Here is a 22,866-nt window from a genome sequence, read left to right on the forward strand (position 1 = left end):
GCAGATGCGTGACGGGGAAAGGCACCAGTCGAGGCACACAAGCGGGTCGTCAGTACGGCCGGCTGGTGGCTGCCTGCCTGATGATGCCCCGGACGCCTGCTCTGGTCCGCGGTTTCCCACGACTTCGACTTAGCCACCCCTGAACAGGTGGGCTGGGGCTCGCCTGATCGGGGGCGCGTGAGTCGAGGAAACACGGGAACCAAGCGGAGACCATGGCAATGACGATGCCGGACAAAGATAAACCCCAAAGCCGTGCGGGCGCCGATCACGTCCGCATTTTCGACACGACTCTGCGTGACGGTGAGCAGTCACCGGGTGCATCGATGAATCTGGAGGAGAAACTCCGGATCGCCGAACTGCTGGACGATATGGGCGTGGACATCATTGAGGCAGGCTTTCCGATCGCCTCCAATGGTGACTTTGAGGCGGTCAGCGAGATTGCCAAGCTTACCCACAACCACGGACGGTCTGTCATCGCCGCGCTGGCGCGGGCCAGCCGCAAGGACATTGATCGCGCATGGGATGCGCTCAGCCATGCGCGTCGCGGCCGCATTCACACCTTCATCTCCACCAGCCCGGTGCATATGAAGTACAAGCTGCGGATGGAACCGGAAAAGGTCTTTGCCGCCATAGGTGACAGCGTCGCCTATGCCCGTAACCTGTGTGATGACGTGGAATGGTCGGCGGAAGACGCAACGCGAACAGAGCACGACTTTCTTTGCCGCTGCGTCGAATCGGCCATCGCCCACGGTGCCACCACCATCAATATTCCCGATACGGTCGGCTATGCCGTGCCGGAAGAGTATGGCGCCCTGTTCCGTATGCTGATGGAACGGGTGCCCAATATTCACAAGGCGGTTCTTTCGGTTCACTGCCACAACGATCTGGGTCTGGCGGTGGCCAATTCCCTGGCCGGTGTACAGAACGGCGCGCGTCAGGTTGAGTGCACGGTCAATGGTCTGGGTGAGCGGGCCGGCAATGCCGCTATGGAAGAACTGGTCATGGCGCTGAAAACGCGCCAGGACGCCATGCCCTATTCCACGGGCGTCCGTACGGAGTTGATTACCCGGGCCTCGCACATGGTGTCCACCATTACCGGATTCTCCGTCCAGCCGAACAAGGCGATTGTCGGCGCCAACGCCTTTGCCCATGAATCGGGCATCCATCAGGACGGCATGCTGAAGAACGCCGAGACCTATGAGATCATGACTCCGGAATCGGTCGGCTTGACTGAATCGAAACTGGTCATGGGCAAGCACTCGGGTCGCCACGCCTTCCGCGAGAAGTTGAAGGAACTGGGCATGTCGCTCAAGGACGAAGAGGTTGAGGAGGCCTTCATCCGCTTCAAGGCGCTGGCCGACAGCAAGAAGGACGTCTATGACGAAGACCTTGTGGCGCTGGTGGACGATACTGTCGTCCGCGGCCATGATCGGATTCGCTTTGTCTCCCTGCAGGTGATGGCCGGGTCGAAGGGCCCGCAATCGGCTGATCTGGAAATAGAGATCGACGGTGACAGGCAATCGGCGACGGCGACGGGCAATGGCCCGGTTGATGCCATCTTCAATGCTATCAAGACGCTGGTTCCGCATACGGCGCGCTTGCAACTGTATCAAGTGCATGCGGTGACGGAAGGAACCGACGCCCAGGCGGTGGTCACCGTTCGCCTTGAGGAGTCGGGGAAGTCCGTCAACGGTCAGGGGTCGGACGCGGACACCATGGTCGCATCGGCGCGAGCCTATCTTCATGCCCTGAACAAGCTGGAAACGAAGCGTAGCAAAACGGCACCGGAGGCCCTCAGCGCGTGATGTGGGTCGTCGGCCGGACAATCGTCGCAATCGGAGAGACCGCTGAACGCACAGCCGTGCGTTCAGTGACTCCGTATTCGCCCAAAGGAGTCAGGCTATAGGTATGTTCTCAAATATTCTGGGCATGATGTCGGCCGACATGGCGATTGATCTCGGCACGGCGAACACGCTGGTCTATGTCAAAGGCCGCGGTATTGTCCTCAATGAACCGTCAGTTGTCGCCATCGCCGAGATTCGCGGCAAGAAGCAGGTACTGGCCGTCGGGGACGAGGCGAAGATGATGCTCGGCCGAACACCCGGCAACATTCAGGCCATTCGCCCGCTGCGCGATGGCGTCATTGCGGACTTTGAAATCGCTGAGGAAATGATCAAGCACTTTATCCGCAAGGTGCACAACCGGCGCAGCTTCGCCAGCCCGCAGATTATCGTCTGCGTTCCCTCAGGCTCCACAGCGGTGGAGCGGCGCGCCATTCAGGAGAGCGCCGAAAGCGCCGGTGCGCGTCGGGTTTTTCTGATCGAGGAGCCGATGGCCGCTGCGATTGGCGCTGGCCTTCCGGTGACGGAGCCGACCGGCTCGATGGTTGTGGACGTTGGTGGCGGCACGACCGAGGTTGCCGTTCTGTCCCTGGGCGGCATCGTCTATTCCCGTTCGGTCCGGGTCGGCGGCGATATGATGGACGAAGCCATTATCGGCTACATCCGTCGCAACCATAACCTTCTGGTGGGTGAAGGCAGCGCGGAGCGGATCAAGAAGGAAATCGGTTCGGCCTGCGTACCGGAAAGTGGCGAAGGCCGAACAATGGAAATCAAGGGGCGCGACCTGATGAATGGCGTCCCGCGCGAAATTGTCATCAGCGAGCGGCAGATCGCTGAAAGCCTGGCGGAACCGGTCAGTGCCATTGTCGAGGCTGTTCGTGTGGCGCTGGAACATACGGCGCCGGAACTGGCCGCCGACATTGTCGACAAGGGAATCGTTCTGACTGGTGGCGGCGGTCTGTTGCGTAATCTGGACCTGGTTCTGCGTCACGCCACGGGTTTGCCGGTCTCCATCGCCGACGATCCGCTGAGTTGCGTGGCCCTGGGTACCGGCCGGGCGTTGGAGGAAATGCGAACTCTGCGCAATCTGCTGGTCAGCGCTTACTAGGCGAGGCCTGGCCGCGATCCGGGGCAGGTCAGGTCCTGCAGGGGAGCAGTTAGAAAAAAGGGCAGGACGTGGCACGACGCCCAACCAATTCCGCCAGTCTGGCGCCTTCCTCCAAGGAGTTTCTGCACCGGCTGAGTGTCGGCCTGCTGGTTCTGTCGGCGGTCGCTCTCATGCTGCTCGGCAAGGCTGATGCCGTGATTGTGGAGCGGCTGCGCCTGACGGTTTCGGATGTTTTTTCGCCAGTTTTGTCAGGCTTGTCGCGCCCGGTGCAGTCGGTCAGCTCGGCAGTCCAGGATGCGGGTTCATATTTTTCTCTGCATATGGACAATGCCCGGCTGCGTGAAGAGAACGCCCGCCTCAGGGACTGGTTTGCCGTCGCGCGCCAGTTGGAGGCAGAGAACACCAATCTGCGCTCGCTGTTGAATACGCCTCAGGTGACGGCATATGAGGGCGTTGCCGCCCGTGTCATCGCCGACTCCGCGGGTGAGTTTGCCCGCAGCGCGCTTCTGGAGGCAGGGGCAAGTCACGGAGTGCAACGGGGCCAGGCCGTGATCAATGATGAGGGCCTGGTGGGCCGGATCACCGAAGCGGGCCGTCGCAGTGCGCGGGTCCTGTTTATTACCGATCTCAATTCCAGGGTCCCGGTGTTGAACGAGCGAACGCGGGAACGGGCCATTCTGATCGGGGATAATTCCGCGCTGGCCAATTTGCGGTACATCTCAGAGGAAGCCGACGTTGTGGCGGGCGACCGCATTGTTACCTCCGGGGACGGCGGGGTTTTTCCAGCCGGGCTGGATGTGGGTGACGTGGTTGTCGGGGCCTCCGGTGACGTTGGCGTACGCCCTTATGTTCGTTGGTCCCGGCTGGAATTCGTCCGTGTCCTCGGGCTCCAGCCTCGGGGTATCGTCACTCTGGAGGCGCCCGCCCCTGTGTCGGGTGGTGCGGCCCAGCCCGCCGCCGGCACCGACGCGTCGACCACCGCCACAGTCGGGGCAGACCCGGCAGATCGCGGGACAGATCCATGATGCCGGCGGTACAGACGGCGGAGCGTTGGTCGCGTCAGGCAACGCCGATGGCGACGATTTTGTTCATGATCATCCTTGCTGCGCTGCCGGTACCGGTTCTTTGGTGGTCGGCGCTGGCACCGGGCCTGGTTTTGGTGCTCGTCTTCTACTGGGCAGTGTACAGGCCGGAACTGATCCCGTTCGGTGTCCTGTTTCTGACGGGCATTGTACAGGATTCCCTGTCCGGCGCAGCGATGGGCGTTAGCTCTATCGTCCTGATGCTGGTGAAGTATCTTGTGGTCAGTCAGCGTCGCTACCTGGTCGGTAAGGCGTTCTCTCAGCTCTGGGCCGGATTCGCGTTGGTGGTTCTAGCGGCAAAAGTGACCGGATGGTCTCTGGCGTCGCTGGTCCGCGGCGACTTCCTCGACCCGACCATGACCTTTGCCCAGGCGGGAATTGTCATCGCGCTGTTCCCGGTCGCTACCTGGCTTCTCATGCGAATTCACCGTGTGTCGCTGCCAGCGGTGCCGCCATGAGTAACCGGCGTGATGCGGACCAGCGACGGATGTTCACCCGGCGCGCTCTTTTTCTGGCGGGCGGCCAGGCGGCTCTGGTCAGCGCTCTCGTTGGCCGGATGTACTACCTGCAGGTTGTCGAGTCGGACCGCTACGTGACTTTGGCCGAAGACAACCGCATCAATCTGCGGCTGCTGGCACCGTTGCGTGGCCGATTGCTTGATAGCAATGGAATGGAACTGGCGGGAAACCGGACCAACTATCGCGTGGTCCTGATCGCCGAGCAGGCGAGGGACGTCGCCGGCGTCCTTGACCGGCTGGCGCAGGTTGTCGATCTGTCGGCGGCGGACAGACAACGAATTCTGCGTGAGGTCGGCCGCCGACGGTCTTTCGTACCGGTCACCGTGCGCGAGAACCTGGATTGGGAGACCGTAACCCGTATCGAGGTCAATGCGCCGGACCTGCCGGGGGTCCAGATAGAGGCCGGGCAATCGCGCCACTACCCGCTTGGCCCGGTTTTTGCCCATGCACTGGGCTATGTGGGGGCTGTATCCGAAGCGGAACTCACCGGTGACCCGCTTCTTGAGCTGCCGGGGTTTCGTGTTGGAAAGTCCGGAATAGAGCGTCAGTACGACGGCGATCTCAGGGGCTCCGGCGGGACCAGTCAGGTGGAGGTCAATGCCGTTGGCCGGGTCATCCGCGAACTGGAGCGCGACGAGGGTGTGGCTGGCGAGAACATAGCCCTCACCCTGGATTCCGAGCTCCAGTCGTTTGCCATGCGCCGCCTGTCAGAAAATGTCAGCGGTGGCGCGGTGGTTGCCGATGTGAATACCGGTGGCATTCTGGCACTCGCATCCTGGCCGAGCTTCGACCCCAACCTGTTTGTCAGCGGTATCGATGTGGCCACCTGGCGCACCCTGTCAACGGACACACTGGGCCCGTTGACGAACAAGGCCATTTCCGGCGCCTATGCGCCGGGCTCGACGTTCAAGATGATTGTCGCCCTGGCCGCCCTGGACGCTGGTGTCATCAGTCCGGATACCTCGTTCTACTGTAATGGAAAGCTGCCTCTGGGCGACAAGACGTTCTTTTGCTGGAAACGGCATGGTCATGGAACGGTCAATCTCAGTAAGTCTCTCTCGGAGTCTTGTGACGTCTACTATTATGAGGTGGCCCGCAAGGTCGGGATTGATCGCATAGTGGCCATGGCGCGTCGCCTTGGGTTGGGTAATCGCCTGGGCATTGATCTGCCCGGCGAGCAGCCCGGGTTGATCCCCTCCAAAAGCTGGAAACTGGCTAATCTGGGAGAGGCCTGGCAGCTTGGCGAAACGCTGATCTCCGGCATTGGCCAGGGTTTCATCACGGCGACGCCACTACAACTCGCCATGATGACTGCCGCCATCGCCAATGGGGGGCGGATCGTCCGACCCACTCTACGCCGCGGCCTGGCCGATTCCGCCCCAACCGAGGCCATTGGGCTGGACCCGCGACACCTGGCCCTGGTGCAGGAGGGTATGTACGCCGTTAGCAATACGCCCCGCGGCACTGCTTACGGTTCGCGTATTTCTGAGCCGGCCATGACGATGGCTGGCAAGACCGGTACATCGCAGGTCCGGCGCATTTCCAGGGCCGAACGTGATACGCGTGTGCTGACGAACGACGAGCTCGAATGGCGACAGCGCGATCATGCGCTTTTTGTTGGCTATGCTCCCGCCCAGGCGCCACGCTACGCGGTGTCCGTTGTTGTCGAGCATGGCGGCAGCGGGTCGGCCACCGCCGCACCGATCGCACGCGATCTGCTGCGTATGGCCATGACGCGGGAGGCCGTGGCCGAGGCAGTCCCTGACAGCGGCACGGGCAGGCAGGCTGGCTGATGAGCGCCTCCAGTCTTGAAACGCGGTCACTCAGCCTGCTGCGCAAGCTGATGCTGATAAGCTGGCCGGCCGTTCTCGTCCTGGCTCTTGTCGCGGCGGTTGGCGCCGTGATGCTGTACTCGGCGGCCAATGGGCATATCGATCCCTGGGCAAGCCGGCAACTGGTCCGGTTTGCCGTGGCGTTGGTGTTTCTGGTTGCCGTTGCCGTCATTGACCCGCGCCTGTGGTTTCGCCATGCCTATCTGGTGTATGGCGGCGCGCTCCTCCTCCTGGTTGCGGTAGAGGTGATGGGTGATATCGGTCTTGGTGCTCAGCGCTGGCTCGATATCGGGGTGATTCGCCTGCAGCCGTCCGAGATCATGAAAATCGCCCTGGTCCTGGCCCTGGCCCGATACTTCCATGGCGTCGAATCAGAAGATATCGGTGATCTCAAACGCCTTCTGGTGCCGGCGGTCATGATACTGGCGCCGGCCGCCCTGGTTTTGCGTCAGCCGGATCTAGGAACGGCCATGATTCTGGGCGCTGTCGGCGCTGTCATGTTTTATCTGGCCGGTGTCCGACTTTGGAAGTTCATGGTCGTTGGCGGAGCCGGCCTGGCTATGATTCCGCTGGCATGGCAATTCCTCCGCGACTATCAGAAAGCGCGCATCCTGACTTTTCTGGACCCGGAGCGGGATCCGCTGGGCGCCGGCTATCATATTCTACAGTCAAAGATCGCGTTGGGTTCCGGTGGCACGTTCGGCAAGGGCTTCCTGCAGGGCTCGCAGAGCCACCTTAACTTCCTGCCGGAGAAGCAGACGGATTTCATCTTCACCATGCTGGCCGAAGAGTGGGGCCTTGTTGGCGGTCTCGCCCTGCTGTTCCTCTATATCCTGGTCATTGGCTGGGGTGTGACGGTGGCGCTGCGCAGCCGCAATCAGTTTGGCCGGCTGCTCAGCCTCGGCGTTGTGACCACTTTCTTCCTGTATGTGTTTATCAACATCGCCATGGTCATGGGGTTGCTGCCAATTGTCGGGGTTCCCCTGCCGTTGGTCAGCTATGGCGGCACCTCGATGCTGACTTTGATGGTAGGCATGGGCCTGGTGATGGGCGTGGCGGTTCATCGTGACCAGCCGCTGACCCGCTACGGACCCGACTGAGTCCGCCCCCAGCCTGTCTCGACACCTGGCGGTAGTTTTGTTATGACCGCCTCCCGCGAAGGCGGGCGCATAGCTCAGTTGGTAGAGCAGCTGACTCTTAATCAGCGGGTCCAAGGTTCGAGTCCTTGTGCGCCCACCATTCGTTGCCCCACCATTCGTCGCCGAAGGGCTGGACGCGGCAGGCCGGCCGATCCTTACTGCAGGGCAAACCAGCCTGTTCCGGCGAGGGCGCATCCAGCCAGTGTTGCGAACACCGGAATCCTGAACCTGATGATCGCCACAACGGCGGTGATCGTCAGTATGGCAGCCGGCACATGGAGGCTGGCCCACACGGGCACATCAACGGTCATACCGGGTGCGTGCCATGTTCTGACGTCAAGAAACAGGCTGTGCAGCGCGAACCAGAGAGCCAGATTGACGATGACGCCGACGACCGCGGCCGTAATGGCGGACGTCGCGCCGGCGAGCGCCCGGTTCGCCCGCAAGGCCTCGATGAACGGCGCCCCCAGGAATATCCAGAGAAAGCAGGGGACAAAGGTCACCCACGTGGTCAGCACGGCAGCCCCTGTCGCAGCCAGCAGCGGGTGCAGCCCGCCGGAGTCGCGATAGGCGCCGATAAACCCGACAAACTGCACAACCTGGATCAGGGGCCCTGGTGTTGTTTCAGCCATGCCCAGCCCATCGAGCATTTCACCGGGTGCGAGCCAGCCATAGTTCTGAACCGCCTCCTGCGCTACATAGGCGAGAACAGCGTAGGCACCGCCAAAGGTCACCACCGCCATCTTGCTGAAGAACAGCGCAATCCGGCTGAACACGTCCTCCCCGCCAAAGGCCAGAACAAGCACTATTGTCGGCGTCAGCCACAGCACCAGAAACACTGCTGAGATGGTGAGCGACCAGCGAAGGCTCGGCTGCGCGTGGGCGGGGATGGCGGCGCCCAGGACAGACTCATAATCTGACAGCCCGCCACCCGCCCCGTCGCCATGTCCGCCGCCGGTGCGAAACAGGTGCGAGTTGGCGCGCCCGCCGACAAAGCCGATCAGACCGGCTGCCGCGATGACCGCGGGAAACGGCACGTCGAAAACGAACAGCGCGAGGAAGGCGGCAACAGCTATGGCGACCATCGCTCCGTTGCGGACGGCGCGCCGGCCGATGCGCAGGACCGCATGCAGCACGATTGCCAGCACCGCGGCGTTCAGGCCGAAGAACAGGCCCGATACCAGATCAACGCTGCCGAACAGCACATAGACGTAGCTCAGCGCGAGTATGGACAGGAAACCGGGGAGCACGAACAGACTTCCGGCGACCAACCCGCCCCGGGTGCGGTGAAGCAGCCAGCCCAGATAGATGGTCAGTTGCTGCGCCTCCGGCCCGGGCAGGAGCATGCAATAGTTGAGAGCATTGAGAAATCGATTCTCGCCGACCCACTGTTTCTCTTCGACGATGATCCTGTGCATGACGGAAATCTGTCCGGCCGGCCCGCCGAAGCTGAGGGCCGCGACCCGCAGCCAGACCATCACCGCGTCCTTGAATGGTATGCTGTGACCTTCCTGGGGAGCCGTCCGGCCGGGTTGCGCACCTGTGGTCATACCTGCCCGCCAAAGCGCTGCGGTAGCCAGTCGCGGGGTTCGACTGCCGCTTGCCCGGCGACGGAGATCTGGTCACCGACGCTGTGCGGATATCCGCAATTGGTGCCCATGGACTACGGGCCCGCTTGCTCATCGGTGAAGCGGTCCACCTTGCGCAAGGACGGGAATAGCTGCGCCCACAGGCCGGTTACGGCCAGTGTGCCGACCGCACCGAAAACCACGGCGGCGACCGGTCCGATATACTCGCCCATGAAGCCGGCCCGGGCGTCACCCATCTCGTTCGACGCGCCGATGAACACAGAGTTGACTGTACTGACCCGGCCACGCAGAGCGTCCGGCGTGTGCAACTGCACCAGGCTGGCACGGATGAACATGCTGATCATGTCGGCGCCGCCAGCGACCACCAGGGCGGCGACTGACAACCAGATAGCGGTGGACAGGCCAAAGGTCAGCAAAGCCACGCCGAAAATGGCGACGGCGATGAACATGTGGCGACCGACATGCCGGCGCACTGGCCAGCGGGTAAGACCAAAGGCAACAATCAGCGCGCCGACAGCCGGCGCGGCCCGCAGCATACCGAGGCCGATGGGGCCGCTGTCCAGGATGTCGTCCGCATAGACCGGCATCAGGGCGATGACCCCACCGAGCAGGACGGCAAACAGGTCCATGGAAATCGCACCCAGAATGACAGAGCGCCTGAAAATAAACCGGAATCCAGCCAGCAGGGATTGCCAGCCGATCTGCTCGCGCTCGGTGCTTGTACGCCGTACCCGCATGGCAACCGTCAGGCCGGTAGCAATCACCAGAAGGACGACGGATACGCCATAGGACATCGAAAAGCCCACCACCAGCAGGAGGCCGCCGATGGCCGGGCCGATGATCGAAGCGATCTCCGACACGGTCGAGTTCCAGGCCACAGCATTGGGGAACACGGCCGGCGGTACGATGTTTGGCAGAATTGCCTGGCCGGTGGGCATGGCGAAGCCGCGGGCCGCGCCAAGAAGAGCCAGGACGATGAACAGCGACCAGTATTCCTGCGGCCCGATTCCGGCCAGCGCGATGAACGCGCCGCCGCATATCAACTCAACGCCATAGGCGGCAATCAGAATGCGGCGGCGGTCGAACCGGTCGGCGACCGTGCCAATAACAAAGATCAGCAGCAGGGCAGGAAGAAACAAGGCAACGCCGACCAGCCCCAGAATGAGTTCACGATCAGTCAGTTTCCATAACTGCCAGAAAATGGCGGTAATCTGCATCTGGACGGCCATGCCGGAAAAGAAACGCGCGCCCAGGAACAGCGTAAAATCGCGATAGCGAAACGCCGCGTATCCTGAAGTTCCGCCGTCGGGGCTGTCAGTCATGGCCATGGTCATGTCTTGAGGAAGGGAACGGTGTGACGATCCGTTTCGTGCCGGCACACCGGTTGCTCTTTACCGGTGCCACGGCTCGGGCGATAGGTCCGGCACGGCAGAGCGCCATATAATCCAGCCGGATGCCCCTTCGGAAAGAGGGCGGAATCGGGCAGAATGGGCCTGTCCCGCCTGAATCCACCAGGCACTGATATGGAAGGGAGTCGCAGATGGCATCGGAATCTCTGCATGCACCGCGCGAGAGGCTGAGCAAGAAAACACTGGCCATGCATCAGGCTATCGCATCGTTGATGGAAGAGCTGGAGGCGACGGACTGGTATCGCCAGCGGGCAGATGATTGCGAGGATGCATCTCTGAAAGCCATTCTTCTGCACAACATGCGGGAAGAGATTGAGCACGCCGCCATGGTTCTGGCGTGGCTGCGTCGCAACAGCAGTGATTTCGACAAGGAGCTGAGAGAGTATCTCTTTACCGACGGTGATCTGGCGAAGCTGGAGGGAGAAGCAACCGGGAAGGCATAGGTGGCGAAGTTCGCTGAACCGCCGCAGACGCCTTCTGCGGGATGGAGCGCAGAGCGTTTCCGGGCGGTATTCGGTCGCGCTGTATTGCGGCCCTGGCTTGACGGCGCGGCACTGTCACTGCTGTCGCGCTGGTATTTTCCTCTGTCCCGCGCGTGGGCAGCGGGACTGGAATCAACCGACGCGGACGATGTCTTTTTTGCCGCAACCGGCGCGTCGAAAAACCTCGCAAGCGCGGCGGACTGGGCCATCACCCGCAGTCATCGCCGTGCCGCCACTCTTGCGGCGGCGACGCGACGGTGGGACGCGGCAGCCTTCGGTCCGACGCCTTCCGAAGAGGCCCTGGCTCTGGCTCAGGCGTCGTGGCAAAGGGCCGCTCTTTCTCACATGGCGAGCCGCGTCGGGTATGCGCCTCTGAACCTGCCGCGCCGGCTGACGCCGGTACGGTTCTCCATATCCACGCCCGACGATGTGGCGGCCCGTCATGGTCATCGCCTGGCGGGACCGGCGGCTGCCTGGCCGCAGCCTTCGATGCCGGCGGTCGCCATGTCACCGGCAATCACCAATGGTGACGGGTTCCGTGTCCGCTGGCTGCGCTTTCGCTCACCGGTCCTCGGTGATGACGTGACGGCACGTGTTGATGAGCCGGTGGCGGACGACGGGCCGGTCGGCACTTTGGTCATGCTCCATGGGGTCTCCATGGAGACGGAGCATTGGGGTGACGGCACCCACCCCCTGGCTGGCCTGGGCGGGCGGACCGGATTGCGTATTATCCGCCCCGAGGGCCCCTGGCACGGGCGGCGGCGACGTCCCGGCTGGTATGGCGGCGAGCCCACTTTGGCTGGCGGCCCGGCCGGCCTGATCGATACGTTTGAGGCCTGGGTTCAGGAGGTCGGTGGCCTGATCGCCTGGGCCCGCCGGACGTGCGGCGGACCGGTCGGTGTGTTCGGCGTCAGTCTGGGCTCACTGACCGCGCAGCTCCTTGCCTCTGCAGCGGCCGGTTGGGCGGCCGAATACCGGCCGGATGGGCTTCTGCTGGTGGCGACCAGCGGCGCTATTGATGAACTCAGTGACACGAGCAGTCTGGCCGGCGCCCTTGGACTCAGCGAAGCCCTGCGTGCCGCCGGATGGACAGCCGCAGCGCAGACACGATGGCTTTCCCTGGCCGCGCCCGCCCTGGACTCTCCCCTCGATCCGGCCCGCATCGTTATGCTGCTGGGCCGGGCTGATGATCTGACGCCCTACGATGGCGGCCGCGCCCTGGCTTCTGCCTGGCAGGTGCCGCCGGAAAACCTGTTCGAGAGGCCGCAGGGACATTTCACGGTCAGCGTCGGCCTGGCAACCAATCCGGAGCCACTGCAGCGGCTGGTGTCCATCCTGTCACGCTAGCCCGTCTGTGGACTGGTCATTGGCCGGTCAACGGACCATATTCCGCCCATGACCGATACGTCACAGAACTGGATTCCGACCGGCCTGCGCCCTGGCGCGCGGGTGGTGGCGGCCATGAGCGGCGGCGTCGATTCGGCCGTCACCGCGGCTTTGCTGAAACAGGCAGGCTTCGACGTAATCGGCATCACCTTGCAGCTCTATGACCATGGCGCGGCGCGCGGCCGCACCGGCGCTTGCTGCGCCGGCGAGGATATTCACGATGCACGGCGGGTGGCGGACCAGTTGGCTATTCCGCACTATGTGCTGGACTATGAGGGCCGCTTTCGCCAGGCGGTGGTCGATGATTTTGCCGACAGCTATGTTCGTGGCGAGACGCCGGTTCCCTGTGTCCGGTGCAACCAGCGGGTCAAGTTCGACGATCTCCTGCGGATGACAGAATCGCTTGGTGCGGAAGCCATGGCGACCGGGCATTATGTACGGCGTGTGGACGGCGCGTCCGGGCCAGAGTTGCACACTGCTTTCGACCAGGACCGCGATCAGAGCTATTTCCTGTTCCTGACGACCCAGGCGCAGATGTCGCGTCTGGTCTTCCCCCTCGGTGACCGCACGAAGGGCGACGTACGCAAGCTCGCATCGGAGCTGGGCCTGCCGGTCAGTGCCAAGCCTGACAGCCAGGACATCTGTTTCGTGCCTGATGGCAACTATGCCCGGATCGTCGAGAAATTGCGTCCGCAGGCGCGTCTGCCCGGTGACATCGTTCATGTGGATGGCCGGATCATGGGTCGCCACGATGGGGTGCTTCGCTTTACGGTCGGGCAGCGACGGGGCCTCGGCGTCGGTGGACGAAGCGGCGAGGGCGATGTCGACCCGTTGTATGTGATTCGTGTGGAGCCCGACCAGCGTCGCGTCGTGGTCGGCCCGCGTCAGGCGCTGGCGGTGACTGCCTTCCGGTTGGCCGAGGTCAACTGGCTGAAGGACGATGCGCCGGACACCGGGCCTGGCCCGGCCAGGCCGGTGGCGGTGCGGATTCGCAGCAGCGGGCAAAGGCTTGCGGCCACAGTGACGGTAGAACCCGGCCGCCAGGACGGCGCCTGCGTAGTCCTGGAGAAACCGGAACTGGGCGTGGCGCCGGGCCAGGCGTGCGTCGTCTATCAAGGTGACCGGGTGCTGGGCGGCGGCTGGATTCGCCGTGACGGGCTGCAGTCAGGGTGGGCGCCGGACCACAGCGAACGGGTGCCGGCGGCGGTGAGCGCCTGACGCCATGACCGCACGGCAGCGTTCTTGACAGGCGGCGTCAGGCGGCCATAGTGACGGCCCTCGGGCCCGGTCCGATCCGGTGGCGGAGTAGCTCAGCTGGTTAGAGCAGCGGAATCATAATCCGCGTGTCGGGGGTTCAAGTCCCTCCTCCGCTACCATGACTTTCTTGCGCATGGTCCGGCGCAGCCGGGACGCGCGCCTTTGGCGGAGGGTCCCTTGGCACAAACAGACTATCCTTCACGCCTGGCGGCACCGCTGCCTCCGTCGGTCATCGCTGCCTATGAGAGCGATGGCGCCACGGTCGTGCGCGGCGTTGTGCCTCCTGTATGGATCGAGCGCATGCGGCAAGCCATAGACCGCGTTCTGGCAAAGCCGGGCAGGGCGGCGGTGGAATACACGCCGAAGGACCGGCCCGGCCGTTACTACGGTGACTTTTTTGTCTGGCAGCGCGACCCGGACTTCCGTGCCTTCATGGCCGATTCGCCACTGCCACACCTGGCGGCGGAAATCATGGGCAGCCGCGAGGTGCGTTTCTTCTACGACCAGTTGTTGGTGAAGGAACCCAACACGGCAGAGGCCACGCCATGGCATCAGGACCTGCCCTACTGGCCTCTGCGGGGCAGTCAGATCCTGTCGCTGTGGGTGCCGTTTGACCGCGCTACCCTGGAAACCGGCGTGGTGGTCTATGTGAAGGGGTCGCATCGTTGGGGCAAGATGTTTGCCCCGGCGGCCTTTGGCAAGGACTCAGGGTTTGCCGACGTGTTCAGGAAGATGAACATGGAACCGGTCCCCGACATAGAGGCGGAGCGGGACCAGTATGACATTCTGACCTGGGAGGTGGAGCCGGGCGACCTTATCGTCCACCACCCTCTGGCGCTGCACTATGCCTCGGGCAATGCGTCTCCGACGGCGCGTCGCCGTGGTCTGGCGCTGCGCTATGTGGGTGACGACGCGCGCTGGGATGACCGTCCCGGCACTTTCCTGCAGCACCCGCGTATGCAGGCGCTTCTACCGGATCTGAAGCAGACTGCCGGGCGGCCTCTGGCAGGTGACTTCTTCCCACGAGTCTGGCCCCGCGACTGAGCTGTCGCTGGCCGAGCGGCGGAGCTAGTCCCCGTCGTCGGGCGGCTCCACGTCCGGCCCTTCACCGGCAGCGATGGCTTCTTTGCGCTTCGCCACATAGGCCTCCATCGCTTCCGCCCGGGCCGGGTCCATGGTCGGGGCTTCATAGGTGTGCAGCAGCGATTTCCAGATACCGTTGGCCCGTTTCAAGGCATCCTGGCTGCCCGCTTCGGCCCATGCCTCATAGTTGCGCCAGTCAGACAGCAGCGGCTCATAGAACGCCGTCTCATAGCGTTCCAGGGTGTGCGAAACGCCAAAGAAGTGACCGCCTGGACCAACCTCGGCAATGGCTTCCACGGCCAGCGAGGCATCATCGGTGGCGATGGGCTCAAAGTAGCGTGAGACGATCTGCAACATCTCTGCATCGACGATCAGCTTTTCGAACCCGGCATTAAGGCCTGATTCGAGCCAGCCCGCAGCATGAAAGACGAAGTTGACGCCGCCCATGATCGTGCCCCACAGCGACATGGCGCTTTCATAAGTGGATTGGATATCGGTTGACTGGGATGCCGTGGTGTTGGAGGCGCGGAAGGGCAGGCCGTAGCGCCGGGCAAGCTGGCCTGACGCGTGCATGGTGCGCATATATTCCGGAGTCCCGAAGGCCGGGGCGCCCGAACGCATGTCTACATTGGTCGTGAACGCGCCGTAGGCGACCGGTGCGCCGGCGCGCACCACCTGGGCCAGGGTGATACCGGCCAGGGCTTCGGCGTTCTGCTGCACAAGGGCGCCGGCCAGCGTCACCGGGCTCATGGCGCCGGACAGGGTGAAGGGGGTGATCGCCGCCAACTGACCGGCCTTGGCATAGGCCGTGATGCCGGCAGCCATGGGAACGTCAATCATCAGCGGCGAGTTGGTATTGATGCCGGTCATGACGACGGTTTCGCCGTTCAGATGCTCAGCGGTTGTTCCGTTGGCAATCGCGGCGAGGGCGATACCGTCACGGGCCCGGTGGGTACCGGCGGCACTCAGGAACACCGACTTGTCGGTGGTGGTGTAGAGAAGCTGGGCTGTATCCAGGTAACGGCTCTCGGTCGGCAGGTCGAGAGGTTCGAGCGCAGGTACAAGCTGATGCACGATGTTGAGCGAGTGGGCGATCTTGAGAAAATCGCCCAGAGCCTTGAAGCTGCCTTTCTGTCGTCCCCCGTCGAGAGTGGAGAAGTAGGGCGGCCCGCCAACATTTGAAAAGGCGGTATGCTGACCGCCGATACGCAGGCTGCGATCACGGTTGCGCGCCTGGATGGTCACCTCCGACGGTGCTTTGGCAACTTGCTCCTCGATCATTACGGGATCGAACCGGACCCGCTGATTGGACTCGTCGACGCGGGCGCCGGCGGCCTTGAGACGCCGGCGGCTCGGCTCATGCATGACCCAGATACCAGTTTCCGCCAGAACCCGTAGCGAAGCCCGGTGGATGGTTTCGATCTGGTCAGCGGACAGGACTTCTACCGGTCGGTATGGATTGACCGGCTGACGCCAGGGAAGCTGGCGCAGCTCAGTGGGCTCTGAGCCGCCCTGGCGGCGGGCGCGGCGTGACGTTGTGCGGGTCATGGCGGTAGGCACCTGTTGTGAAAGGCGTGGGCCGGTTCTCGCCCGGCGCCCGCCCCGGTGCAAGGGTGGATGACTCGACGGCCGGACCGTGGGACCCTGAGTAAGTCAATCGCCCCGCTAAAGGGAAGAACACTATGGATATTTCAGCCAAACCACAGTCAGTCGGTCTCGACAGCGGACAGTTGGACAAACTGGGCCGCAGCCTGCGCGCTTATGTGGATGATGGCCGGTTGTCGGGTGTGCTTTCCCTGGTTCATCGCCGGGGCGAGACCGTGTGGCGGGATATTTATGGCCAGGCCGACCGGGAGCGCGGCCGTGCCATGGCCGAGGATACGGTGTTCCGCATTTATTCCATGACCAAGCCCATAGTCTCAGTCGCGCTGATGATGCTCTTCGAAGAGGGCAAGGTCCTGCTGGATGATCCGGTGGAGCGCTGGCTTCCGGAACTGGCCGACCGGCGTGTCCTTATCGGCGGTGAGACCGGCGAGGCCAGCGAATCTGCACGACGCTCCATCACGGTACGTGACCTGCTGGCCCACACGTCCGGTCTGACCTATGGCTATTTCGATGACAGCGCGGTCGGCGCCCTCTATCGCAAGGCGGAACCCCTGCCGCAGAACGGGTCGGGCACTCTGGCCGACATGATGACCCGGCTTTCCGGCCTGCCGCTGGCCTGCCACCCTGGCGAAAAATGGATCTATAGCCTGTCCACCGATGTAGTGGGCCGCCTTGTTGAAGTGTTGTCGGGCAGTGATCTCCGCACTTTCCTGAAGGAACGCATTCTCACGCCTCTCGGCATGGCGGAAACGGATTTCTGGGCCGACGGCCGCGCCGACCGGCTGGCGGCCAATTACACGCCGGATCGCGATAAGGGACTGCGGCTGTTGGATGACCCGGCGGAAAGCCGGTTCGCCCGCCCGGTGACGTTCTTTTCCGGCGGTGGTGGACTGACATCGACGGCCGGCGACTATTTGCGGTTCTGCCGCATGCTGGCCGGCGGCGGCAGCCTGGAGGGCGTGCGTATTCTCGGGCCACGAACGATCGATCTGATGACCAGCAACCATTTGCCCGGCGTTATCGCCGATATGAGCACCGGCGGCTTTGCTGACGCCTACACCGGGACCGGCTTCGGGCTTGGCTTTGCGGTGGTTCTGGACCCGGCGGCACAGCAGGTATCCACCAGTATCGGTGAGTATTCGTGGGGAGGGGCGGCGACCACCATTTTCTGGGTTGACCCGCAGGAAGACCTGATCGCCATGTTCTTTACACAGCTCATGCCGAACTCGTCCTACCCCATCCGCGATCAGATGCGGGCCATCATCTACAGTGCCATTACAGACTAGGGCAGCGGCCGCCTGGCGCTAGTCGCTGCAGGCACGGCCGAAGGCGGCCAGGCCTTCCTCCAGATAGTCCGCCAGCAGCGGCATGCCCAGAAGATAGGTGGCTGTGTGGTCGTTGTGCCGGTCGCGCGCCAGGGTCAAGGCCTCGGCCCACTCACTGCGCTCAAAGTCGCCTCGTCCCAGCCAGGCCAGGCCGACAAGTTCGCACTGCTGGTCACGGTTGAGACCGTCAATGAAGGTCTTCAGCACCTCAAAGGTCGCGTCGTCGGCATAGGCCGCCAGAATCTCACGAAATCCTTCATCGCTGGGATTGGCGCCATAGTCCAGCTCCACGACACCTTCCTGTGCGTCGAACTCCCTGGCGTTGGCGACGATATAGCAAACGTCGTCCAGACTGATTGCCTGCATGATACACCTCCGGTTGAGGTCCCAGCATAGCCGCTTGTTCGCACCCGGCTATTGATAAGGATCAAGAAGACCGGACGCACCGAGACTCGCTGGCGGATATGAGATGTGTCACCCTGTTCCATGAGGTTTCTACAGGAGGAGTCCATGGCCGGGATTGCCAGCCGCGATACGGCAGAAACCAGAAGCCAAGGGCAGAAGACAGAAGGCGGGTGTCTGTGTGGCGCCGTGCGCTACGCTATCCGCGGTCCCATAGAGACATTCCAGTATTGCCACTGCTCCCGCTGCCGTCGGGCCAGTGGCGCGGCCTTTGCCGCCAATCTGTTTGTCCCGCCTGAGCAGTTCGTCTGGCTTGCCGGCGAAAACACAGTGGTGCGCTACGAGGTTCCGGAGGCGGCGGCTTTCGGCACAGCCTTTTGTCCGGCCTGTGGGTCGCCAGCACCACGCCTGGGGCGCAACGGCAAGGCCGTCAAGGTCCCGGCAGGCGGCCTGGACGCCCATCCCGGCCAAACGCCGCAACGCAGCATCTTCTGGGATTCACGGGCGGCATGGCTGGAGGAAACGGCGACCTTGCCCCGATTTCCAGAGATGCCGTAGGACGGTACAGGCATCACCCGTCATCGTGCTTCGGAATGACGTTCCGCCAGGATGCGGTCGAATGTCTCAAGCTGTCGGGTGACGCGGCCATATACGGTATCCGGCGGATAGAGGCCGTCATGGTCTGGCGCGCCGGGTTCCGTTCCTGTGAAAAGCCGGATGGCCTGTTCGACGGTCTGCACTGGCCATATATGGAACTGGCCGGCTTTCACTGCCTCCGACACGTCGTCGTTGACGATCAGGTTGACCGCGTTCATCGCCGGTATAACGACGCCCTGGTCGCCGGTCAGCGGGCCGGCCTGCTGGCAGGCGCGGAAGAACCCCTCAACCTTATAGTGAACGCCGCCTATAGGCTGGGCCTGGCCACGTTGATTGACCGATCCGGTGATGCCCAGGTCCTGGCGCAACGGAATACCGGACAGATCCGACAGAATCGCCAGCAATTCGGCGATCGAAGCGCTGTCACCTTCGACCAGGCCATAGCTTTGCTCGAACGTCACCGAGCAGTCGAAGGACAGGGGGAAGCGACGGGCGAAGTGACCGGCAAGGAACCCTTGAAGCACCATCACGCCTTTTTGCTGGATAGGACCGGAGAGAAAGACATCGCGCTCGATGTTGGTGACGCCCGACCGGCCGATGGAAGCGCGGGCCGTGATGCGCACCGGCGCGCCAAAGGCATGGTCGCCAACGTCGCGGACGGTCAGGCCGTTGACCTGGCCGACGACGGTGCCCTGGGTGTCGATCATGGTCTGGCCCTCGGCGATGGACCGGTGCATCAGATCTTCGATGCGTGCATTGCGTCGCCGCCGCTGGTTCAGTGCGTTGTCCACCATGGCACAGGTGATGGCCGGTCCGTTGTCCGCATCGCGGAATTGAACGGCCTCGGTGATCACGTCCTCCAGGATCTCGAAACGGCTGGTGAGCTTGCGGCGATCCTGGGCCCAGCGGGCGGCCATGCCGAATAGCCTCTGTAGGGCTTCATCCTCCAGATACATGCCATCGCCGTGTCGTTTCGCGATGATCTGCAGCATGGCGCCGTAGGTCGCCAGGTTCTCCGGTGAGGATTCAAGGTCGGTATCAATATCGGCCTTGACCTTGAAGAAGGTCTGGAAGTCGGGGTCGATGGAGAAGAAGGCGTAGTACCAGCGCGGCGCGCCGATCAGAACCACGTTGAGCTCCAGCGGTATGGGCTGCGGACGCGGCGCCCCGGCGATGGGAATACCGCTGGCCCGGTGGAACTCCTCCATCTGAATCCGGCGGTCGCGCAGGGCGCCTTTCAGCATGACCCACAACATGGGATTGGCCGCCAGGGCCTCGGCCCGAAGGACCAGGACCCCGCCATTGGCCTTGTGCAGGGCGCCCGCCCGAATCATGGTGAAGTCGGTGTCCAGGATGCCGCCGACCTGGCGATATTCAATGGATCCGAACAGACTCTGATAGGTGGGATTCGCCTCCAGCACCACCTTGGGGCGGTCCTCGTCGCCATGGTCCACAAGCAGGTTGACGCCGTAGCGACCCTCCGGCATGGCGGAGGGGGGCCGTGGCGGTGCGCCCTCCACGTCAGGCCGGAAGATGGCAATGTTGTCGAGGACGTCTTCACGCAGCTCGACCAGCCAGCGGGTCAGACCTGTATAGGCCTGGAAATCAGCATTGAGCTGATCAATCGTGCCGGCGATAGCGTCGCTGGCGACCTGGCGGTTGAACTCCTGCACCCAGTCAATCAGCTCCATCTGTTGCCGTGCGGCCCAGCGATTGACGGTGGAGAGTTGCTCGGCAACCGTACGTGCAGATTCCTCCATCTGCGGCCGGTCGGCCTCGGCGATCTGTTCCGGATCCATCGGCTGGCCCGCGGCGTCAATCGGCACCACCATCATGCCGCGCGGTGATTGCACCACATCGACATTGTGCTCTTTGGCCTCCTTGCGCAGGGCCTCGATCCGTTCGGTGACCTGCGCGCGAACTTTCTCGCCAGCCCGATTGACCTCCTGCTGATATTCTTCGCCGGAAAAGGCACGGCTCAGGGCTTCCCGCAGTTGCACCACCAACTGGCCCATGCGGTCACGAAACTTGCGTCCGACACCGGCGGGCAGGCTGATGGGCCGGGGTTCGTTAGGGCGCCGGAAATTGTTCAGGTAGAGCCAGTCCGCGGGTCGGGGGCGGTTCTGAACGACCGTGTCCAGATACTCCATGGTTGCCGTCATGCGCCCCGAGCGATCCTCGCCGAGAACATAGACATTGAAACCGGAGTCGGTGATCGAGAGGCCAAACTCCAGTGCTTCGCGGGCCCGCGCATGGCTCGACATGGCGAACACTTCGCCGCCTTTGAGTGGTGGCAGCGTATAGCGTGGAAAGCCCACATCATCAGCCGACAGGGGAGTCGGCGCGCCGGTTGCCTGGGGCGGGTTGGCGGCGGCGGTGACCGGGGAACCGTCGGCAGCGTCGGACATGGACTGAGCTCCGGTTGAGGCAATGAGGAGGGGCGTGCCGATGCAGTCTAGTTGGCGGAGGGCGGCGGCCATAGTCCCGCTGGCAGATGACCGTGCTAGCTGCCGCAGTTGTGACGCGACAAAGGCGGCCTCAGCCGTCGGCGGTGGTTTCAATGCGAATGGTCCCGGTCAGCGTCCGGTGAACCGGACAGCGGTCGGCGATTTCCAGCAGCCGCTCCCTCTGGGCCTCATCCAGATCGCCATCAATATGAATCCGACGGTGGATGAGGTCCACCTTGCCGTCCCGTGACTCACATTCGGCACAGTCTTCCGCGTGAATACGTTCATGGCGAAGGTCTATGCTCACACGTTGCAGCGGCCACTCCTTACGGTCGGCATACATGCGCACGGTCATGGATGTGCAGGCGCCGAGCCCCGCCAGAAGCAGGTCATAGGGCGTCGGGCCGCTGTCATCGCCGCCGACGCTAAGCGGCTCATCGGATCGCAACCGGTGCTGGCCGGCATCTATGGTCTGGGCGAAGCGGGTGCCGGCAACGGAACGGACGCGGACCTCCCCTGCTGGCCGGGCTTCGCCAGCGTCATCCATGGCCGGCTCCGGAAAATAGCGAAGAGCCCAGGCGGCAATGACCTGCGCTGCATAGGCGGCATCCTGCGGCCGGGTCAGGAGATGATCCGCATCGTCCAGCGACAGGAAGCTCTTAGGGTGTCTGGCTGCGGCGAATATCTCGCCCGCATGGCCAATCCCGACAATCGCGTCGCGCGGCGCGTGGATGACGAGCAGCGCGCGACGCAGGGACGCAACTTTGCCCAGTACCATCTGATTTTCGATGTCGTGCAGAAACTGGCGGGTCACCCGGAACGGCCGGCCGGCGATGGCCACCTCTACGGCGCCGTCTTGCTCGATCATTTCTCGCTGGCCATCGAACAGATGCGCCACGTGGGCCGGATCGGCCGGTGCGCCGATGGTCACAATCGCCTTGACGCTTGGCATGGCGCCGGCCGCCGCCAGAACCGCAGCACCGCCCAGGCTGTGCCCGATCAGCAGGTCGGGTGCACGGTGCGTTTGCCCGAGCCACGCGGCCGCGGCTTCCAGATCGGCGACGTTCGATGAGAAATTGGTGTTGGCGAACTCGCCGTCGCTGCCGCCAAGCCCGGTAAAGTCGAAACGCAGAACGGCGAAGCCCTGCTCGACCAGGCCAGCGGCGATCCGCGACGCTGCATGGGTGTCCTTGGAGCAGGTGAAGCAGTGGGCAAACATGGCGAGGCCGCGCGCGGCGCCGGGCTCCGTTCCAGCCGGATGGTCCAGCCGCGCGGCGAGGCGATCGCCGCCGGCCCCGGGGAAGGAGACCTTCTGACTGGAGCGCGCTGTGGGCCGGCGGTTTTCGGGCGATTGCGGCAAGGCCATGGGAGTTTCCTCGGCTGCAGGGTGTGGATGTCGCCGCGCCGGTGGAGTCTGGCCAGGCGGCGGAACGTCGGGGCTCTATATATGGCGCTCCGGCGTGGCCACGCCCCCAACTGGTCGTCAGATTAGCAGCGCCAGACAGGGGTGTCCCGGCCACCGAAGTTTTCCACAGAAAACTCCCGGCCGGGGTATGCAGAAAGGCATTGCATCACTGCGACGGCTTCCCTATATTCCGGCCTCCCGCTCAGCAGCGGGGGCCCATGTCCAGCACAGGGTGCGGAAGTCCGGTCTGACCGGCGGTGGCAGTGTGTCACCGCCTGGTTTTGTCGGTCTGATGCGGTGTCTGGGTGGTGGCCCTCAAAGGGTCGGGAACGTGCTGTTTGACATTGTAAAATGAGGAA

The 22,866-nt window shown here is 63.4% G+C and carries 18 protein-coding genes and 2 tRNA genes; 14 read left to right on the forward strand and 6 right to left on the reverse strand.

Annotation, left to right across the window (positions count from 1 at the left end):
- Window positions 1-218 precede the first annotated feature (218 nt).
- The 7 genes from RIE31_05625 to RIE31_05655 all read left to right on the forward strand — a co-directional run bounded on the left by RIE31_05625 (window position 219) and on the right by RIE31_05655 (window position 7,620).
- On the forward strand, window positions 219-1,805 hold the full coding sequence (locus tag RIE31_05625) for a 2-isopropylmalate synthase (GenBank protein ID MEQ8640074.1): 1,587 nt from the start codon (window positions 219-221) through the stop codon (window positions 1,803-1,805).
- A 103-nt stretch (window positions 1,806-1,908) separates the two neighbouring features.
- Complete coding sequence (locus tag RIE31_05630; protein MEQ8640075.1) at window positions 1,909-2,949, forward strand: rod shape-determining protein; 1,041 nt, start codon at window positions 1,909-1,911, stop codon at window positions 2,947-2,949.
- Between the two features lie 68 nt (window positions 2,950-3,017).
- On the forward strand, window positions 3,018-3,974 hold the full coding sequence (gene mreC, locus RIE31_05635) for a rod shape-determining protein MreC (GenBank protein ID MEQ8640076.1): 957 nt from the start codon (window positions 3,018-3,020) through the stop codon (window positions 3,972-3,974).
- On the forward strand, window positions 3,971-4,489 hold the full coding sequence (gene mreD / locus RIE31_05640; protein MEQ8640077.1) for a rod shape-determining protein MreD: 519 nt from the start codon (window positions 3,971-3,973) through the stop codon (window positions 4,487-4,489). Before mreC ends, mreD begins: the two co-directional genes overlap by 4 nt.
- On the forward strand, window positions 4,486-6,342 hold the full coding sequence (gene mrdA / locus RIE31_05645; protein ID MEQ8640078.1) for a penicillin-binding protein 2: 1,857 nt from the start codon (window positions 4,486-4,488) through the stop codon (window positions 6,340-6,342). The genes mreD and mrdA overlap by 4 nt, the downstream gene beginning before the upstream one ends.
- Complete coding sequence (gene rodA, locus RIE31_05650) at window positions 6,342-7,481, forward strand: rod shape-determining protein RodA (GenBank protein ID MEQ8640079.1); 1,140 nt, start codon at window positions 6,342-6,344, stop codon at window positions 7,479-7,481. Before mrdA ends, rodA begins: the two co-directional genes overlap by 1 nt.
- Window positions 7,482-7,544: 63 nt before the next feature.
- Window positions 7,545-7,620: transfer RNA gene (locus RIE31_05655), tRNA-Lys, on the forward strand.
- Window positions 7,621-7,675: 55 nt separating this feature from the next.
- Here RIE31_05655 and chrA read toward each other — a convergent pair.
- Together chrA and RIE31_05665 are read right to left on the reverse strand one after the other, a co-directional pair.
- A complete protein-coding gene (chrA, locus tag RIE31_05660; GenBank protein ID MEQ8640080.1) occupies window positions 7,676-9,070 on the reverse strand; it encodes a chromate efflux transporter in 1,395 nt (464 codons plus the stop codon).
- A gap of 113 nt (window positions 9,071-9,183) precedes the next feature.
- On the reverse strand, window positions 9,184-10,431 hold the full coding sequence (locus RIE31_05665; protein ID MEQ8640081.1) for an MFS transporter: 1,248 nt from the start codon (window positions 10,429-10,431) through the stop codon (window positions 9,184-9,186).
- A gap of 218 nt (window positions 10,432-10,649) precedes the next feature.
- Here RIE31_05665 and RIE31_05670 point away from each other — a divergent pair, with 218 nt between their 5' ends.
- The 5 genes from RIE31_05670 to RIE31_05690 all read left to right on the forward strand — a co-directional run bounded on the left by RIE31_05670 (window position 10,650) and on the right by RIE31_05690 (window position 14,687).
- Entirely contained in the window at window positions 10,650-10,961 is a 312-nt protein-coding gene (locus tag RIE31_05670) for a ferritin (GenBank protein ID MEQ8640082.1), read from the forward strand.
- Window positions 10,962-12,347, forward strand: a complete 1,386-nt coding sequence (locus RIE31_05675) for a hypothetical protein (protein MEQ8640083.1) — start codon at window positions 10,962-10,964, stop codon at window positions 12,345-12,347.
- Between the two features lie 48 nt (window positions 12,348-12,395).
- Window positions 12,396-13,604, forward strand: a complete 1,209-nt coding sequence (gene mnmA / locus RIE31_05680; GenBank protein ID MEQ8640084.1) for a tRNA 2-thiouridine(34) synthase MnmA — start codon at window positions 12,396-12,398, stop codon at window positions 13,602-13,604.
- An 81-nt stretch (window positions 13,605-13,685) separates the two neighbouring features.
- Window positions 13,686-13,762 (forward strand) — tRNA-Met (locus RIE31_05685).
- Window positions 13,763-13,820: 58 nt separating this feature from the next.
- The gene (locus RIE31_05690) at window positions 13,821-14,687 is read left to right on the forward strand and encodes a phytanoyl-CoA dioxygenase family protein (protein MEQ8640085.1); all 867 of its coding nucleotides are present in this window, start codon (window positions 13,821-13,823) and stop codon (window positions 14,685-14,687) included.
- A 24-nt stretch (window positions 14,688-14,711) separates the two neighbouring features.
- Here the strand turns inward: RIE31_05690 and RIE31_05695 are convergent, their stop codons facing one another.
- Window positions 14,712-16,274, reverse strand: a complete 1,563-nt coding sequence (locus tag RIE31_05695; GenBank protein ID MEQ8640086.1) for a trimethylamine methyltransferase family protein — start codon at window positions 16,272-16,274, stop codon at window positions 14,712-14,714.
- A gap of 134 nt (window positions 16,275-16,408) precedes the next feature.
- Between RIE31_05695 and RIE31_05700 the strand changes: the two genes are divergently transcribed.
- Window positions 16,409-17,617 carry a serine hydrolase domain-containing protein gene (locus tag RIE31_05700; GenBank protein MEQ8640087.1) on the forward strand — a complete coding sequence of 403 codons (1,209 nt, stop codon included), beginning with the start codon at window positions 16,409-16,411 and terminating at the stop codon, window positions 17,615-17,617.
- Window positions 17,618-17,635: 18 nt separating this feature from the next.
- Here the strand turns inward: RIE31_05700 and RIE31_05705 are convergent, their stop codons facing one another.
- A complete protein-coding gene (locus tag RIE31_05705; protein ID MEQ8640088.1) occupies window positions 17,636-18,022 on the reverse strand; it encodes a DUF3775 domain-containing protein in 387 nt (128 codons plus the stop codon).
- A 144-nt stretch (window positions 18,023-18,166) separates the two neighbouring features.
- On the opposite strand from RIE31_05705, the gene RIE31_05710 reads away from it, so the two are divergent.
- On the forward strand, window positions 18,167-18,616 hold the full coding sequence (locus RIE31_05710) for a GFA family protein (GenBank protein MEQ8640089.1): 450 nt from the start codon (window positions 18,167-18,169) through the stop codon (window positions 18,614-18,616).
- Between the two features lie 20 nt (window positions 18,617-18,636).
- Here the strand turns inward: RIE31_05710 and RIE31_05715 are convergent, their stop codons facing one another.
- Both RIE31_05715 and RIE31_05720 read right to left on the reverse strand, forming a co-directional pair.
- A complete protein-coding gene (locus tag RIE31_05715) occupies window positions 18,637-21,063 on the reverse strand; it encodes an ATP-binding protein (protein ID MEQ8640090.1) in 2,427 nt (808 codons plus the stop codon).
- A 130-nt stretch (window positions 21,064-21,193) separates the two neighbouring features.
- Window positions 21,194-22,468 carry an alpha/beta fold hydrolase gene (locus tag RIE31_05720; GenBank protein ID MEQ8640091.1) on the reverse strand — a complete coding sequence of 425 codons (1,275 nt, stop codon included), beginning with the start codon at window positions 22,466-22,468 and terminating at the stop codon, window positions 21,194-21,196.
- Between the last annotated feature and the right edge of the window lie 398 nt (window positions 22,469-22,866).

Source organism: Alphaproteobacteria bacterium, assembly GCA_040218575.1.
Taxonomy (GTDB): domain Bacteria; phylum Pseudomonadota; class Alphaproteobacteria; order JAVJRE01; family JAVJRE01; genus JAVJRE01.

What these genes read in the sequence shown, in the direction of transcription:
- RIE31_05670 (MEQ8640082.1), top strand. Translation starts at nt 10,650, where the DNA reads ATGGCATCGGAATCTCTGCATGCACCGCGCGAGAGGCTGAGCAAGAAA.
- RIE31_05715 (MEQ8640090.1), bottom strand. Translation starts at nt 21,063, where the DNA reads ATGTCCGACGCTGCCGACGGTTCCCCGGTCACCGCCGCCGCCAACCCG.
- RIE31_05710 (MEQ8640089.1), top strand. Translation starts at nt 18,167, where the DNA reads ATGGCCGGGATTGCCAGCCGCGATACGGCAGAAACCAGAAGCCAAGGG.
- rodA (MEQ8640079.1), top strand. Translation starts at nt 6,342, where the DNA reads ATGAGCGCCTCCAGTCTTGAAACGCGGTCACTCAGCCTGCTGCGCAAG.
- mreD (MEQ8640077.1), top strand. Translation starts at nt 3,971, where the DNA reads ATGATGCCGGCGGTACAGACGGCGGAGCGTTGGTCGCGTCAGGCAACG.
- mrdA (MEQ8640078.1), top strand. Translation starts at nt 4,486, where the DNA reads ATGAGTAACCGGCGTGATGCGGACCAGCGACGGATGTTCACCCGGCGC.
- RIE31_05625 (MEQ8640074.1), top strand. Translation starts at nt 219, where the DNA reads ATGACGATGCCGGACAAAGATAAACCCCAAAGCCGTGCGGGCGCCGAT.
- RIE31_05705 (MEQ8640088.1), bottom strand. Translation starts at nt 18,022, where the DNA reads ATGCAGGCAATCAGTCTGGACGACGTTTGCTATATCGTCGCCAACGCC.
- chrA (MEQ8640080.1), bottom strand. Translation starts at nt 9,070, where the DNA reads ATGACCACAGGTGCGCAACCCGGCCGGACGGCTCCCCAGGAAGGTCAC.
- mnmA (MEQ8640084.1), top strand. Translation starts at nt 12,396, where the DNA reads ATGACCGATACGTCACAGAACTGGATTCCGACCGGCCTGCGCCCTGGC.
- RIE31_05630 (MEQ8640075.1), top strand. Translation starts at nt 1,909, where the DNA reads ATGTTCTCAAATATTCTGGGCATGATGTCGGCCGACATGGCGATTGAT.
- RIE31_05695 (MEQ8640086.1), bottom strand. Translation starts at nt 16,274, where the DNA reads ATGACCCGCACAACGTCACGCCGCGCCCGCCGCCAGGGCGGCTCAGAG.
- RIE31_05700 (MEQ8640087.1), top strand. Translation starts at nt 16,409, where the DNA reads ATGGATATTTCAGCCAAACCACAGTCAGTCGGTCTCGACAGCGGACAG.
- RIE31_05665 (MEQ8640081.1), bottom strand. Translation starts at nt 10,431, where the DNA reads ATGACTGACAGCCCCGACGGCGGAACTTCAGGATACGCGGCGTTTCGC.
- RIE31_05720 (MEQ8640091.1), bottom strand. Translation starts at nt 22,468, where the DNA reads ATGGCCTTGCCGCAATCGCCCGAAAACCGCCGGCCCACAGCGCGCTCC.